Below are 12155 nucleotides of genomic sequence, written 5' to 3'. Positions count from 1 at the left end.
GTCACCGCCCCGTCGTGCCTCAGGTCACGTCGTCGTAGCCGTTGACCCGGTCCTTCGTCGTCTGCTCGGGCAGGGCGCGGGCGGCGGTCACGGGTTCGATCTCGCCGATGTCCTCAGGGGTGAGGTCCAGCTCGGACGCCTCGTCGTCGTCCGGCATCAGTGCCTCCCGGCGGCCCCTGCGGCGGTCGTTCAGCAGGGAGATGCCGACCGCGACGAAGTACAGGACCCAGATAGGTCCGGCCAGCCAGAGCATGGTCAGCGGGTCCGTGCTCGGCGTGGCGATGGCCGAGAACAAGGTGATACCCATGATCATGGCGCGCCACCAGCCGAGCATCCGCTTGCCGGTCAGCGCCCCGGTGAAGTTGAGCATCACCAGCAGCAGCGGCAGCTCGAAGGAGAGACCGAAGACGATGACCATGCGCGTCACGAGGTCGAGCAGGTCGTCCAGCGGCAGCAGGTTGTCGACTTCGTACGGTGTGAACTCGATCAGCACCTTCGCGGTGGTGGGCAGCACCACGTAGGCGAAGTAGGCGCCGAACAGGAACAGCGGGGCACCGGTGGCGACGAACGCGTAGGCGTACTTCTTCTCGTTGCGGTGCAGTCCGGGGGCGACGAACGCCCACAGCTGGTAGAGCCAGACCGGCGAGGCGAACACGATACCGGCCATCAGGGACACCTTCAGCGCCAGCGTGAAGGGACCGAGCAGACCGTTGATCGTGATCTGCGCGCACGGGTCCGTGTCGGCCTTCGACTTCGCCAGCTCTTCGAACGACTTCGCACAGCCGACCGAGTCGAGGACCGGGTCGGTGAAGAAGTTGATGATGTCGTTGTAGAAGAAGGCGGCGGCGACGGTGACGGCGACGATGGCCAGCAGCGCCTTCGCGAGCCGGTTGCGGAGCTCACGAAGGTGCTCCGCGAGGGGCATCCGCCCCTCGGGGTCCCTCTCCTTGTTGCGGGCAGGCTTCAGCAACCCACGTTCCCATCTCGTGCGGCGGGCCGGAGGTCACCGGCCCTGTGTCAGCGCTTGGTCGTGTCCGTCGGCTCGGCGACCGGCCGGGAGCTGGTCACATCGCCGGGGGCGGCCTGGATGGTGCGCTGCGCCGCGGCCTGCTCGGGGTTGTTGGGCGGGTCGGCGGGAGCGGCGTCGTCGGACTTGCTCTCGCTCTTCATCGCCTTGGCCTCGCTCTTGAGGATGCGCGCCGACTTGCCGAGCGACCGCGCCATGTCCGGAAGCTTCTTCGCGCCGAACAGCAGGATGATGACGACGAGGATGAGAATGATCTCGGGGGCGCCGAGCCTTCCGAACATAAGTCTTTACCTTCTCACCGAGGCGGCTGGGTGGGGGTGCTGTCCGATCGGTCGGACATGCGTCCGATCGATCGTCTTGTGCAGCGATCGTAACGCTCAGGGGTAAACGTGAGGCAATCCCCGTGCGTACTCCCGTCCGCGGCCGGGCCTCGTTTTCCGGGCCGCGACCAGCAGCGTACCTTCAGGGACGTGTGGGGTGACAGGGCGAAGTGCCCCATAACGCAACTCACACGAATCCGGCGGGGCACGTGCGAAGATCGGCGGCGGCCTTCAGGCGTTCACAGTGCGTCCACGGCGCGTGCGGCGCTCGCGGTCGCGCGCTCCAGGTCCTCCGCCGCCCGGCTGATCCGGTCGGCGGAGTCCGTCACCTGCCGGCCCAGGCGCCGCGCCTCCACGAACACCTGCACGGCGCACACCGCGAGAACGACGAGACCCAGGAAACCCACGGCAACCGCAAACATCGGCCAGAACATGAAGCCGAGCCTAGACCGTCCCGCGGACCGGTCCCGAACGCCGGTCCCGGACGCCGCTCCTAGACAGTGGAGTGCAGCCGAAGGGTCCTGACCCCGCCGCCGGTGAGCAGCTCCACGACCCGCTCCCCCGCCGGCTTGCGGACGGCGGACCCGCACTCGGGACAGGTGAACGAGTAGAACGTCGTACGGCTCGTGGCCCCGATGGCGAGGCGCAGGGCGCTCGCGGCGAGCTCGAAGCGGCCCCGGCAGTCCGGGCAGCCCGCCTTGAACACGACCGGGGACACACGGCGCATGCCGGCGAACGCGGACGCCGCCGTCATACCCGGCGCACCTGGTCCCGCGGGCTCGCTCACAGTCCTCGCTCCTGCCTGTCGTGCCGCGCCCCGCCCGGCGCGCCGGCCGCCTCGATGCCGTCGTACGCCGCCAGCGCCTCGCGGGCCGCCTGCCGGGCGCTGCCGGCGAGCTCGGGCGGGGAGACGATCCGGCCGTCGCGCCCGAGCCGCAGCGCCAGCCGCCGCAGGGACGCGGGGTCGGGGGTGCGCAGGGTGATGCGCAGTCCGCCGTCGGGAAGCTCGTCCGCGCTGTCGTGCGGGTAGTACTCGGCGACCCAGCGCCCGCCCGGGCCGACCTCCACGACGACCTCCGGGTCCTCGGCGGCAGGCTGCACCAGCCCCTCCGACAGGTCCCGCAGCTCCACCTCGGGCGGCGCGGACGGCTCGTCCAGGATGCGGATCTCGGCAACGCGGTCGAGGCGGAAGGTGCGCCGGGCCTCGGAGCGGCGGCACCAGGCCTCCACGTACGTGTGTCCGACGCTGACCAGGCGGATGGGGTCGATCTCGCGCTCGGTGACCTCGTCGCGGGCCGGTGAGTAGTAGCGGATCCACAGCCGGCGGCGTTCCGAGATGGCCCGGTCGACGTCGGCGAAGACGCCGCCCTCGGACTCGAAGGTGACGGACAGGCGCGAACTGGCGCCCGCGGCCTCCCCCGCCGAGGTCTCCACCTTGGCGGTCGCCCGCAGCAGCGCCTGCCGGTCGCTCTCGCGCAGGCCGGGCAGGGTCGCCACGGCACGGGCGGCGACGAGCAGCGCCGTGGCCTCGTCGGCGGCGAGCCGCAGCGGCTCGGCGGCGTCCGCGCCGAGGGCGGCGGGATTGTGCCACCAGATGCGCTCGCCGTCGGTGTCGATGTCGAGCAGGTCGCCGCCGCGGAAGCTGGTGCCGCACATGGGCAGCACGTCGAGGTCGGAGACCAGCTCGTCCTCGGTGATGCCGAAGGCGCGCGCGACGTCCTCGACCCGGGCCCCCGGGCGCTCACGCAGATACGTCACCAGGGACAGCATCCGTCGGGTCTGGTCGATGGCGTTCACTGGCCTGACCGGTTTGCCTGCCACAGTGTTGTCCGCTCCCCCTCAGCCCTTGGCCACGGCACGCAGCCGGTCCACCACGTCCGCACGCAACTCCGCGGGCTCCAGCACCACCACGTCCGGCCCGAACTCGACCAGCCAGGCGTCCAGGCCGTGCCCGTACGGAATCTCCAACTCGTCCCAGCCGTCCCCGAGTTCCCGGACCCCGGTGGCCTTCGCCCGAAGGGGGTACCCGGCGCCCGCGCGCAGCCGGATCAGCGCGGAACGGTCGGCGGTCTCCCCCGCCCAGCTCGCGACCGTCTCCCGGACGGTGACGACGTCGGGCACGGGAGCGGTGAACCGGGCGCCGCGCGAGCGCACCTTCCCCGTGATCCGGGACAGCCGGAAGACCCGTTCGGCACCGCGGTCGCGGTCGAAGCCGGCCAGGTACCAGTGGCCGCGCCAGCACTCCAGCGCCCACGGTTCGACATGCCGGGGCTCGGGCTGTGCGGCGTTGGCCTTGCGGTACTCGAAGACGACCGGCCGCCGGTCGCGGCAGGCCAGCATCAGCGGCTCGAAGGCGGCCTCGTGCACGGGGATGCGCGGCTCCAGCGCGCTGTGCGCCTCGTACGGGTCGACGTCCTCGGGCAGTCCGGCCGCGCGCAGCTTCTGCAGCGCGCCGCTCGCAGCACCGGCCAGCCGGGCCTGCTGCCACACCTTGGCGGCGAGCCCGAGCGCGGCGGCCTCCTCGGCGTCCAGGGTGATGGGCGGCAGGCGGTTGCTGTCACGGCGGGCCAGATAACCGACCTCGCCGTCGAGGCTCTCGACGGTCTCGATGACCAGCCCGAGCTCCCGCAGGTCGTCCTTGTCCCGCTCGAACATGCGGTTGAAGGAGTCGTCGGAGCCCGCCGCTCCCTGGCCGGGCCTGGAGGCCTCGACATACGCCTCGATGGAATCACGCAGCTCACGCTTGCTGAGTGGCCGCCGCGTCCCGAGCAGACACAGCGCCAGGTTCATCAGCCGCTCGGCCTTGGCAATGGCCATCGACGCCCTTCTCCCTATGGTGCTTACGACGGATGACCGTACCGCCCCGCGGCGGCCCGGCAAAAGCCGAGGGCCCATGCCCGGACGGGGATGGGCCCTCGGTGACCGGCTCCGATCGGAGGTCGATCAGACTTCGATCAGACTTCGATCAGACGCCGAGCAGGTCGACCACGAAGATCAGCGTCTCGCCCGGCTGGATGGCCGGGGTCGGGCTCTGGTCGCCGTAGGCGAGGTGGGCCGGGACGGTCAGCTGGCGACGGCCACCGACCTTCATGCCCTGCACGCCCCGGTCCCAGCCCGCGATGACGCGGCCGCCACCGAGCGGGAAGCGGAACGGTGTACCACGGTTCCAGCTGGCGTCGAACTCCTCGCCCGTGCTGAAGGCCACGCCCACGTAGTGGACGGTCACGGTCTGACCGGCCTCGGCAACCGGGCCGTCACCCTCCCAGATGTCCTTGATCTCGAGGTCCGCCGGGGGCTCCCCGCCCGGGAAGTCGACCTCGGGCTTGTCGATGCTCACGTGTTCAGCTCCTGCTTGTCTGCGAAAAGGCAACGGCCCAAGTCTTACATTTCCGAGGCGTCACATCTTCGCCAGGATGTCGACGGAGAAGACCAGCGTGGAGTCCTTCTCGATGCCGCTGCCCTGCGGCGGGCTGTCTCCGTAGCCCAGGTCCGGCGGGATGACGATGAGGACGCGGCTGCCGACCTTCTTGCCGGTCAGGCCCTGCGACCAGCCCTTGACGACCTGCTCGAGCGAGAACGACGTCAGCTGCTTCCTGCCGTACGTCGAGTCGAACTCCTTGCCACCGTCCCAGACCACACCCTTGTACTGCACGAGCACGCTGTCCTGGGCGCCGACCTCCACGCCGTCGCCCTCCAGGACGTACTCCGCGACGAGCTTCTTCGGCGCGTCGGCCTTGGGTACGTCGATGGCGGGCGCCTGGCCGTCGGTGTTGGTGCCGACCTTGGGCAGGGCCGCGTCGTCCTGGGGGACTTCCTTGCCCTTGGCGGAGCTCCTGGCGTTGAAGGTGTCCTGCACGTCGACCACGAACACCAGCGTGTCGGAGCCCTCGATACCCGCCTGCTCGTTGCCCTGCTCTCCGTACCCCCAGGTGGGCGGCACGGAGAACTGGACGCGACTGCCGGTCTTCTTACCGGTGAGGGCGTACCGCCAGCCGTCGATGATGCTGCCCTGGGCCAGCTGGATGACCAGCGGGGCCTTGCGGTCGTAGGAGTTGTCGAAGACCTTCGCGCTCTCCCAGATCTGGCCCAGGTAGTTCACCGACACGAAGTCGTTCTCGGCGACGGCCTTGCCGCCACCGGCGATGACCGTCTTCACCGCGAGGTCCTTGGAGGGCTCGCCACTGCCCTTGGCCACGGTCGGCTTCTCGTCGAACTTCGTCCCCGCGGTGATCGCCGGCAGCGGACCGTCGACGATCTTCGGCGCGGGCGGTCCGGACGTGGCCGACGCCTCCGGCGTCGCACTGTCGCCGGCGTCGCCCGAGCCGGAGTCCTCGTCACCGCATGCGGCGAGTGTGACCAGTCCGGCTGGGACTGCGATGAGAAGTGAGCGTCGGCGCACGGTGGGGGCCTCGTATCGGTATCGGTCCTGCTTGACGAAGTGCGCGCAACTCTACGGCGTGAGAAGGGCACCGTACGGCTAACGTACGGTGCCCGTGTGGCGTTCCGCCGCTCGTGCGGAAACGCGTGTCTCACCTCGCCCGGCTCACATCCCGGCGATCAGCTTCTCCACCCGGTCGTCCACCGAACGGAACGGGTCCTTGCACAACACGGTCCGCTGGGCCTGGTCGTTGAGCTTGAGATGGACCCAGTCGACGGTGAAGTCCCGGCGCTGTTCCTGGGCCCGGCGGATGAAGTCGCCACGCAGCCGGGCCCGAGTGGTCTGCGGCGGAACGGACTTGCCCTCGAAGATCTTCAGGTCGTTCGCGACCCGCGCGGCCTGGCCCTTCTTCTCGAGCAGGTAGTACAGGCCACGACGGCGGTGGATATCGTGGTAGGCGAGGTCTATCTGCGCGACCCGCGGATGCGACATGGTCATGTTGTGCTTGGCCCGGTACCGCTCCAGGAGCTTGTACTTCATGACCCAGTCGATCTCGGTGTCGATGCGGTCGAGGTCCTCCGCCTCGATCGCCTCCAGCGTGCGGCCCCACAACTCCAGCACCCGCTCGACGGTGCCGGTGCGGATACCGCGGCGCTCGCAGAAGTCCACGGCCTTCTCGTAGTACTCCCGCTGCACCTCCAGCGCGGACGCCTCCCGGCCGCTCGCCAGGCGCACCTTCCGACGCCCGGTGATGTCGTGACTCACCTCGCGGATCGCCCGGATCGGGTTCTCCAGGGTGAGGTCGCGCATCACCGTGCCCGCCTCGATCATGCGCAGCACCAGGTCGGTGGCGCCGACCTTGAGCAGCATGGTCGTCTCGGACATGTTCGAGTCGCCCACGATGACGTGCAGGCGCCGGTAGCGCTCGGCGTCGGCGTGCGGCTCGTCGCGCGTGTTGATGATGGGCCGGGAGCGGGTGGTCGCCGAGGAGACGCCCTCCCAGATGTGCTCGGCCCGCTGGCTGACGCAGTACACCGCACCGCGCGGCGTCTGCAGCACCTTGCCGGCACCGCACAGCAGCTGCCTGGTCACCAGGAACGGAATGAGGATGTCCGCGAGCCGCGAGAACTCCCCGTGCCGGGCCACCAGGTAATTCTCGTGGCAGCCGTAGGAGTTGCCCGCGGAGTCGGTGTTGTTCTTGAAGAGGTAGACGTCGCCCGCGATTCCCTCCTCGTGCAGGCGTCGTTCGGCGTCCACCAGGAGTCCCTCGAGAATGCGCTCGCCCGCCTTGTCGTGGGTGACGAGTTCGATCACGTTGTCACATTCGGGTGTGGCGTATTCCGGATGCGATCCCACGTCGAGATAGAGGCGGGCCCCGTTGCGCAGAAAGACATTGCTGCTGCGGCCCCATGACACGACACGGCGGAAGAGGTACCGCGCCACCTCGTCAGGCGACAGGCGGCGCTGTCCCCTGAACGTGCACGTGACGCCGTACTCGTTCTCCAGCCCGAAAATGCGGCGGTCCATGACTGAACATTACGCCTGATGACCCGAACTGAAACGGGGTTCGACGGCACGGTTCGGATCATTTTCCGATGAAGCCGCAACCACCGCCTGCCGGGCGGGAGCTGCGAGGACCCGGCCGGTGCACGCCAGGACGAGCAGGGACACCACCCCGGCCGCCCCGGGCACGGCGAACCCCCACAGCGCCCCGCCGTGCTCCACGACCGGCCCCGCCAGGCCCGTACCCACCGAGGCCCCCACCGTGAACGTCGTCACCAGCCACGAGAACGCCTCCGTCACCGTCCCCCGCGGCGCGTGCAGATCGACCAGGACGAACGCACAGGCGATGCACGGCGCCAGGAACACACCCGCGAGCACGGTCAGCAGGACCATGGCGACCGCACCCGGCATCAGCATCAGCGGCAGGTAACACACCGCCAGCAGGGCCACGAGCACCCGCAGTCGCCGCGCGGGCTCTCCGGCCCACCGCCGGGCCCCGTACACGGCCCCACCGATCAGCGCGCCGAGCCCCAGAGCGGCCATCAGCCAGCCGTAGACGGCGTCACCGCCGTGCTCGTCGGCATACGGCACGGAGGCGACGGTGATGGATCCGAGCGCCATCCCGATGAACAGGAAGGCCCCCAGCAGCACCAGCAGCCCGGGCGAACGCAGCGCGCCCAGCCAGTGCGCCTCGCGCGGCGCCGACCGCCACGCGCGCGAGGGGGGCGACACCACCACGGACAGGGCCCCCAGCACACCCACCGCGTTCAGCACCAGCAGGGCCACCAGCGGCGACCAGAGCGAGACGCACACCGTCACGAGCAGCGGCCCGACGGTGAACATGACCTCCTGCGCGATGGCGTCCATGGCGTACGCCGTGTGCACCTGGTCCTCCTTGCGGAGCACACTCGGCCACAGCGCCCGCAGCCCGCCCTCCAGCGGGGGCGTGAACAGACCCGCGGCTCCCACCGCCGCGTACGCGAACGCGACCGTCCCGGTGCCCGCGCAGGCGAACACGGCCATGGCCAGCCCCGACAGCACGGCGGCCGGCAACTGCACCCGCGGCTGCCCGTACAGGTCCACGAGCCGCCCCAGCACCGGCTGACCCACGGCGTTGGCGACTCCGTACACGGCGGCCAGCGCTCCCGCGAGGCTGTACGACCCTCCCTCGGCCCGCACGAACAGCACGATCGCGATCGGCGCGGTGGCGTTGGGCAGCCGCCCCACGAGCGTGCCGACGAGCAACCGGACGGCATGCCGCGCCCGAAGAATGTCCAGGTACCCGGCGACCACGACCCACCCCTTCCGCTGAACCATCCAATGAGGTTTTACGTATAACTTCCGCCGCCATACGTACCATGTCGCCTGTTCACGAGTCCAGAAGAAAGCGCAGGCGAACGGTGGCACGAGGCAGCACCCGCCCCACGAGCCGGGACGTCGCCCAGGCCGCCGGCGTCTCCCAGGCCGCGGTCTCCCTGGTCCTCGGCGACAAGTGGCGCGGCCGCGTCTCGGAGCCCACGGCCCAGCGGGTCCGCGAGGCCGCGCACGAACTCGGCTACCGCCCCAACCTCGCCGCCCGCAACCTCCGCCTCGGCCGCACCCGCACGGTGCTGCTGGTCGTCCCCGCCCTGACCACGGAGTTCTTCGCGGAGGTGTACACGGGCGCCGCGCGCGTGGCCGCCCAGCACGGCTTCGGAGTGGTCCTCTACCCCTCCCCCGAGGGCGTCGGCCCGGCCCGGGACCCCTTCGCCTCCGCCCAAGCCGCCCTGGACGGCGTCATCGCCTCCTCCATGGCCGCCGACGCACTCACCGCGATCCGGGGCGACCAGCTCCCCCTGGTCATGCTGGACAGCGACCCGGAAGGCAGTCTCGGCGCCGCGACGGTCAACCTGGACATCGCCGACGGCATCCGCCAGGTCGCGCAGCACCTGCTCTCCCTGGGCCACCGCCGCTTCCTCCACCTCGCGGCGGACGTCCCGTCCTGGACCTTCGACATCCGAGCCCGCGAACTGTCGGCAAGACTGGCCGCCGCCCCCGGCACCGACCTGCGCACCGCCTACGCCCCCATCTCCATCGAGGGCGCCCTGACCGCCACGGAAGCCGCACTCGCCGCCCCCGGGCCCCGGCCCACGGCACTGGTCTGCGACGACGACAAACTCGCGGCCGGCGCCTACAAGGCCGCCCGGCGCGCCGGACTCCGCATCCCCGACGACCTCTCGATCACCGGCCTCGACGACCTCGGCCTCGCCACGGCCATCGACCCCGAACTGACGACCGTCCGCCTCGACGCGGAACTCTTCGGCGAACGCGGCATGCGGGCCCTGCTCGCGGTCATGGAAGGACAGCCGCCCCAGGCGGGCGACATCCCCGTCCACCTGGTCGTACGAGGCTCCACGGCACCGCCCCCCGAAAACTGAACGGCACCGGGGCCCATGGCACCCGGCGCCGCTCGCAGGCTCTCGCGCAGCGACCGCCCGCTACTCCTCGCCCTCGTCCCCGTCCTCGTCCGGCAGGGACAGGTCCTCGGCACCCGCGCCCGCATCCAGCAGCCGCGACAGCTGACCCCCCACGATCCGCTTGAACTTCCGCTTCTGCGGACGCGTACGGTCCAGCACCGCGACCTCCAGCCGCTCCGCCGGAATCTCCCGCTCACTGCCGTTCGTGTCACGGGACAACGCCTGCACCGCCAGCTTGAGCGCCTCGGCCAGCGTCATTCCGTCCCGGTGCCGCTGGTCCAGGTACCCACTGATCTGCTCCGCGTTGCCCCCGACCGCGACCGAACCGTGCTCGTCCACGATCGAACCGTCGTGCGGCAACCGGTAGATCTGGTCGTTCTCAGGGCTGTCACCGACCTCGGCGACGACCAGCTCCACCTCGTACGGCTTCTCGGCCTGGCTGGAGAAGATCGTGCCCAGCGTCTGGGCGTAGACGTTGGCCAGCCCCCGCGCCGTCACATCGTCACGGTCGTACGTGTAACCGCGCAGGTCGGCATAGCGCACCCCGCCGATCCGCAGGTTCTCGTACTCGTTGTACTTGCCGGCGGCCGCGAAGCCGATCCGGTCGTAGATCTCACTGAACTTGTGCAGCGCACGGGACGGGTTCTCGCCGACGAACACGATGCCGTCGGCGTACTGCAGCACGACCAGGCTGCGGCCACGGGCGATGCCCTTGCGGGCGTACTCCGCCCGGTCCGCCATCGCCTGCTGGGGTGAGACATAGAACGGCGTCGACACCGGTTATCCGTCCCTTTCTGAAGAGGTCACTGAACCACCTGACAACACGACCGACCGCGCCCGCTACAGCAGCGCGGCCCGCGGGCCCTCGGGCTGCTCGAGCCGCCGCTCCAGCACCGCGCGGGCCAGCTCCGCACCCTCGTCGTCGCTCAGCCGGCGGAAGCCGTCCTCGGTGATCACAGTGATGATCGGGTAGATCCGGCGCGCGACATCGGGACCACCGGTCGCCGAGTCGTCGTCCGCCGCGTCGTACAGCGCCTGCACCACGAGCGTCGTGGCCTGCTCCTCGGTCAGGTCCTCACGGAACAGCTTCTTCATCGCGCCACGGGCGAAGATCGAGCCCGACCCGGTGGTCGCGTAGCTCTGTTCCTCGGACCGCCCGCCCGTCACGTCGTACGAGAAGATGCGCCCCCTGCCCCGGTCCACGTCGTACCCGGCGAACAGCGGCACCACGGCCAGCCCCTGCATCGCCATGCCCAGGTTGGACCGGATCATCGTGGACAGGCGGTTGGCCTTGCCCTCGAGGGACAGCTGGGCCCCCTCGACCTTCTCGAAGTGCTCCAGCTCCAGCTGGAACAGCTTCACCATCTCCACGGCCAGACCCGCCGTACCGGCGATGCCCACCGCCGAGTACTCGTCGGCCGGGAAGACCTTCTCGATGTCCCGCTGGGCGATCATGTTGCCCATCGTGGCCCGCCGGTCACCGGCGAGAACGACACCGCCGGGGAACGTGACCGCCACGATCGTGGTGCCGTGCGGTGCCTCGACGACGCCCTGCACCGGCGGCAGCTGCCGGTTGCCCGGGAGCATCTCCGGCTGGTGCTCACCGAGGAAGTCCATGAAGGAGGAGGACCCGGGCGTCAGGAAGGCAGCTGGTAGACGCCCGGTGCTACGAGTGTTGGCTTCCACGAAGTTCCCTCCAGGTAGGCGGCAGCCCGACGAACAGCGTCGGGATCGTCTCCCAACTTGCCGATGGCCGAATTACAGTTGAAGCACAGTACGCCACGGACCTTACCCGTCTTGTGGCAGTGATCCACGTGCACGGCCGGAGCCTTCAGACAGATCACGCAGAGGCCCTTCTGAGAGGCGACCATCGTGTCCCGCTCAGCCTCGGTGAGGCCGTAGTGACGCTTCAGGTGGCGTGCCCGCCCGGCAACGGCCCGGCAAGCCTTGCAACGCGTCGACAGCCCGTCCGAGGCCGTCGCGTTGCGATGCCGTTCACTCCACGGCTTGACCTCGTCACAACCCAGGCAGTGCTTGAACCCCTCGGGCACGTCCGCTCGACGAACCTTCTTGCCCTGAGCTTCCTGGCGGCGGCGGTATGCCTGGGCCCCGCATTCGCGGCAACGGTCCTGAAGCCTGTCGAGCTTGGACCTGTTGGCCGCGAATGCACTGGCAGGCAGAGTCCGCTTGCATGCCGAGCACTTCTTCCCGGCATCCAAATTGAACATTTAGCCCTATTCCCCACCTTTCTGAACAAAGGACCTCACGAAATCCTCGGCATTCTCTTCGAGCACATCGTCGATCTCGTCCAGAACGGAGTCCACGTCGTCGTTCAGCTTTTCCTGGCGCTCCTTGAGGTCCTCGGAAGCCTGCGCGTCCTGCGCCTGCTCCTCGACCTCCTCGGTGGAACGTGTGGCCTTCTGCTGGCCGCCGCCGGTGTCCTTGGTCGCCATAACCCTCACCCCGCTCGG

Annotated in this window: 15 protein-coding genes; 1 reads left to right on the top strand and 14 read right to left on the bottom strand. The window is 69.8% G+C overall.

Annotated features, from left to right (window positions below):
- Positions 1 to 19: 19 nt before the first annotated feature.
- From tatC to ACZ7G3_RS33560, 10 genes are all read right to left on the bottom strand, one after another.
- Positions 20 to 970 carry a twin-arginine translocase subunit TatC gene (gene tatC, locus ACZ7G3_RS33605; RefSeq protein WP_426602422.1) on the bottom strand — a complete coding sequence of 317 codons (951 nt, stop codon included), beginning with the start codon at positions 968 to 970 and terminating at the stop codon, positions 20 to 22.
- A gap of 47 nt (positions 971 to 1017) precedes the next feature.
- The gene (tatA, locus tag ACZ7G3_RS33600; protein WP_426518628.1) at positions 1018 to 1308 is read right to left on the bottom strand and encodes a Sec-independent protein translocase subunit TatA; all 291 of its coding nucleotides are present in this window, start codon (positions 1306 to 1308) and stop codon (positions 1018 to 1020) included.
- 278 nt (positions 1309 to 1586) lie between these two features.
- Positions 1587 to 1781 carry a hypothetical protein gene (locus ACZ7G3_RS33595; protein WP_470930270.1) on the bottom strand — a complete coding sequence of 65 codons (195 nt, stop codon included), beginning with the start codon at positions 1779 to 1781 and terminating at the stop codon, positions 1587 to 1589.
- A 59-nt stretch (positions 1782 to 1840) separates the two neighbouring features.
- Positions 1841 to 2101 carry a hypothetical protein gene (locus ACZ7G3_RS33590; protein ID WP_053142264.1) on the bottom strand — a complete coding sequence of 87 codons (261 nt, stop codon included), beginning with the start codon at positions 2099 to 2101 and terminating at the stop codon, positions 1841 to 1843.
- A 29-nt stretch (positions 2102 to 2130) separates the two neighbouring features.
- Positions 2131 to 3168: a helix-turn-helix transcriptional regulator gene (locus ACZ7G3_RS33585; protein WP_426602420.1), complete on the bottom strand. Its 1038-nt coding sequence runs from the start codon at positions 3166 to 3168 to the stop codon at positions 2131 to 2133.
- A gap of 18 nt (positions 3169 to 3186) precedes the next feature.
- On the bottom strand, positions 3187 to 4164 hold the full coding sequence (locus tag ACZ7G3_RS33580; RefSeq protein ID WP_470930267.1) for a helix-turn-helix transcriptional regulator: 978 nt from the start codon (positions 4162 to 4164) through the stop codon (positions 3187 to 3189).
- Between the two features lie 148 nt (positions 4165 to 4312).
- Positions 4313 to 4684 carry an FKBP-type peptidyl-prolyl cis-trans isomerase gene (locus ACZ7G3_RS33575; protein ID WP_426602418.1) on the bottom strand — a complete coding sequence of 124 codons (372 nt, stop codon included), beginning with the start codon at positions 4682 to 4684 and terminating at the stop codon, positions 4313 to 4315.
- A gap of 60 nt (positions 4685 to 4744) precedes the next feature.
- Positions 4745 to 5746, bottom strand: coding sequence for an FKBP-type peptidyl-prolyl cis-trans isomerase (locus ACZ7G3_RS33570; protein WP_470930265.1), 1002 nt, complete (start codon positions 5744 to 5746; stop codon positions 4745 to 4747).
- A gap of 144 nt (positions 5747 to 5890) precedes the next feature.
- A complete protein-coding gene (gene pafA / locus ACZ7G3_RS33565; RefSeq protein WP_217141436.1) occupies positions 5891 to 7252 on the bottom strand; it encodes a Pup--protein ligase in 1362 nt (453 codons plus the stop codon).
- Positions 7253 to 7261: 9 nt separating this feature from the next.
- Positions 7262 to 8521: an MFS transporter gene (locus tag ACZ7G3_RS33560; RefSeq protein ID WP_470930287.1), complete on the bottom strand. Its 1260-nt coding sequence runs from the start codon at positions 8519 to 8521 to the stop codon at positions 7262 to 7264.
- A 107-nt stretch (positions 8522 to 8628) separates the two neighbouring features.
- On the opposite strand from ACZ7G3_RS33560, the gene ACZ7G3_RS33555 reads away from it, so the two are divergent.
- Positions 8629 to 9645, top strand: a complete 1017-nt coding sequence (locus ACZ7G3_RS33555) for a LacI family DNA-binding transcriptional regulator (protein ID WP_470930263.1) — start codon at positions 8629 to 8631, stop codon at positions 9643 to 9645.
- A gap of 60 nt (positions 9646 to 9705) precedes the next feature.
- Here ACZ7G3_RS33555 and prcA read toward each other — a convergent pair whose 3' ends face one another.
- From prcA to ACZ7G3_RS33535, 4 genes are all read right to left on the bottom strand, one after another.
- The gene (gene prcA, locus ACZ7G3_RS33550) at positions 9706 to 10461 is read right to left on the bottom strand and encodes a proteasome subunit alpha (protein WP_426554805.1); all 756 of its coding nucleotides are present in this window, start codon (positions 10459 to 10461) and stop codon (positions 9706 to 9708) included.
- Positions 10462 to 10524: 63 nt separating this feature from the next.
- Positions 10525 to 11370 (bottom strand): proteasome subunit beta, encoded by an 846-nt coding sequence (gene prcB / locus ACZ7G3_RS33545; RefSeq protein ID WP_398136586.1) that lies wholly within the window; start codon positions 11368 to 11370, stop codon positions 10525 to 10527.
- Entirely contained in the window at positions 11322 to 11912 is a 591-nt protein-coding gene (locus ACZ7G3_RS33540) for an endonuclease VII domain-containing protein (protein WP_470930260.1), read from the bottom strand. Before ACZ7G3_RS33540 ends, prcB begins: the two co-directional genes overlap by 49 nt.
- 6 nt (positions 11913 to 11918) lie before the next feature.
- A complete protein-coding gene (locus ACZ7G3_RS33535) occupies positions 11919 to 12137 on the bottom strand; it encodes a ubiquitin-like protein Pup (protein WP_043374843.1) in 219 nt (72 codons plus the stop codon).
- Between the last annotated feature and the right edge of the window lie 18 nt (positions 12138 to 12155).

Source organism: Streptomyces sp. NPDC037271 (genome assembly GCF_055603605.1).
Note: the sequence above shows the minus strand (reverse complement) of the source record. Positions and strands in the feature narration are given on the sequence as shown.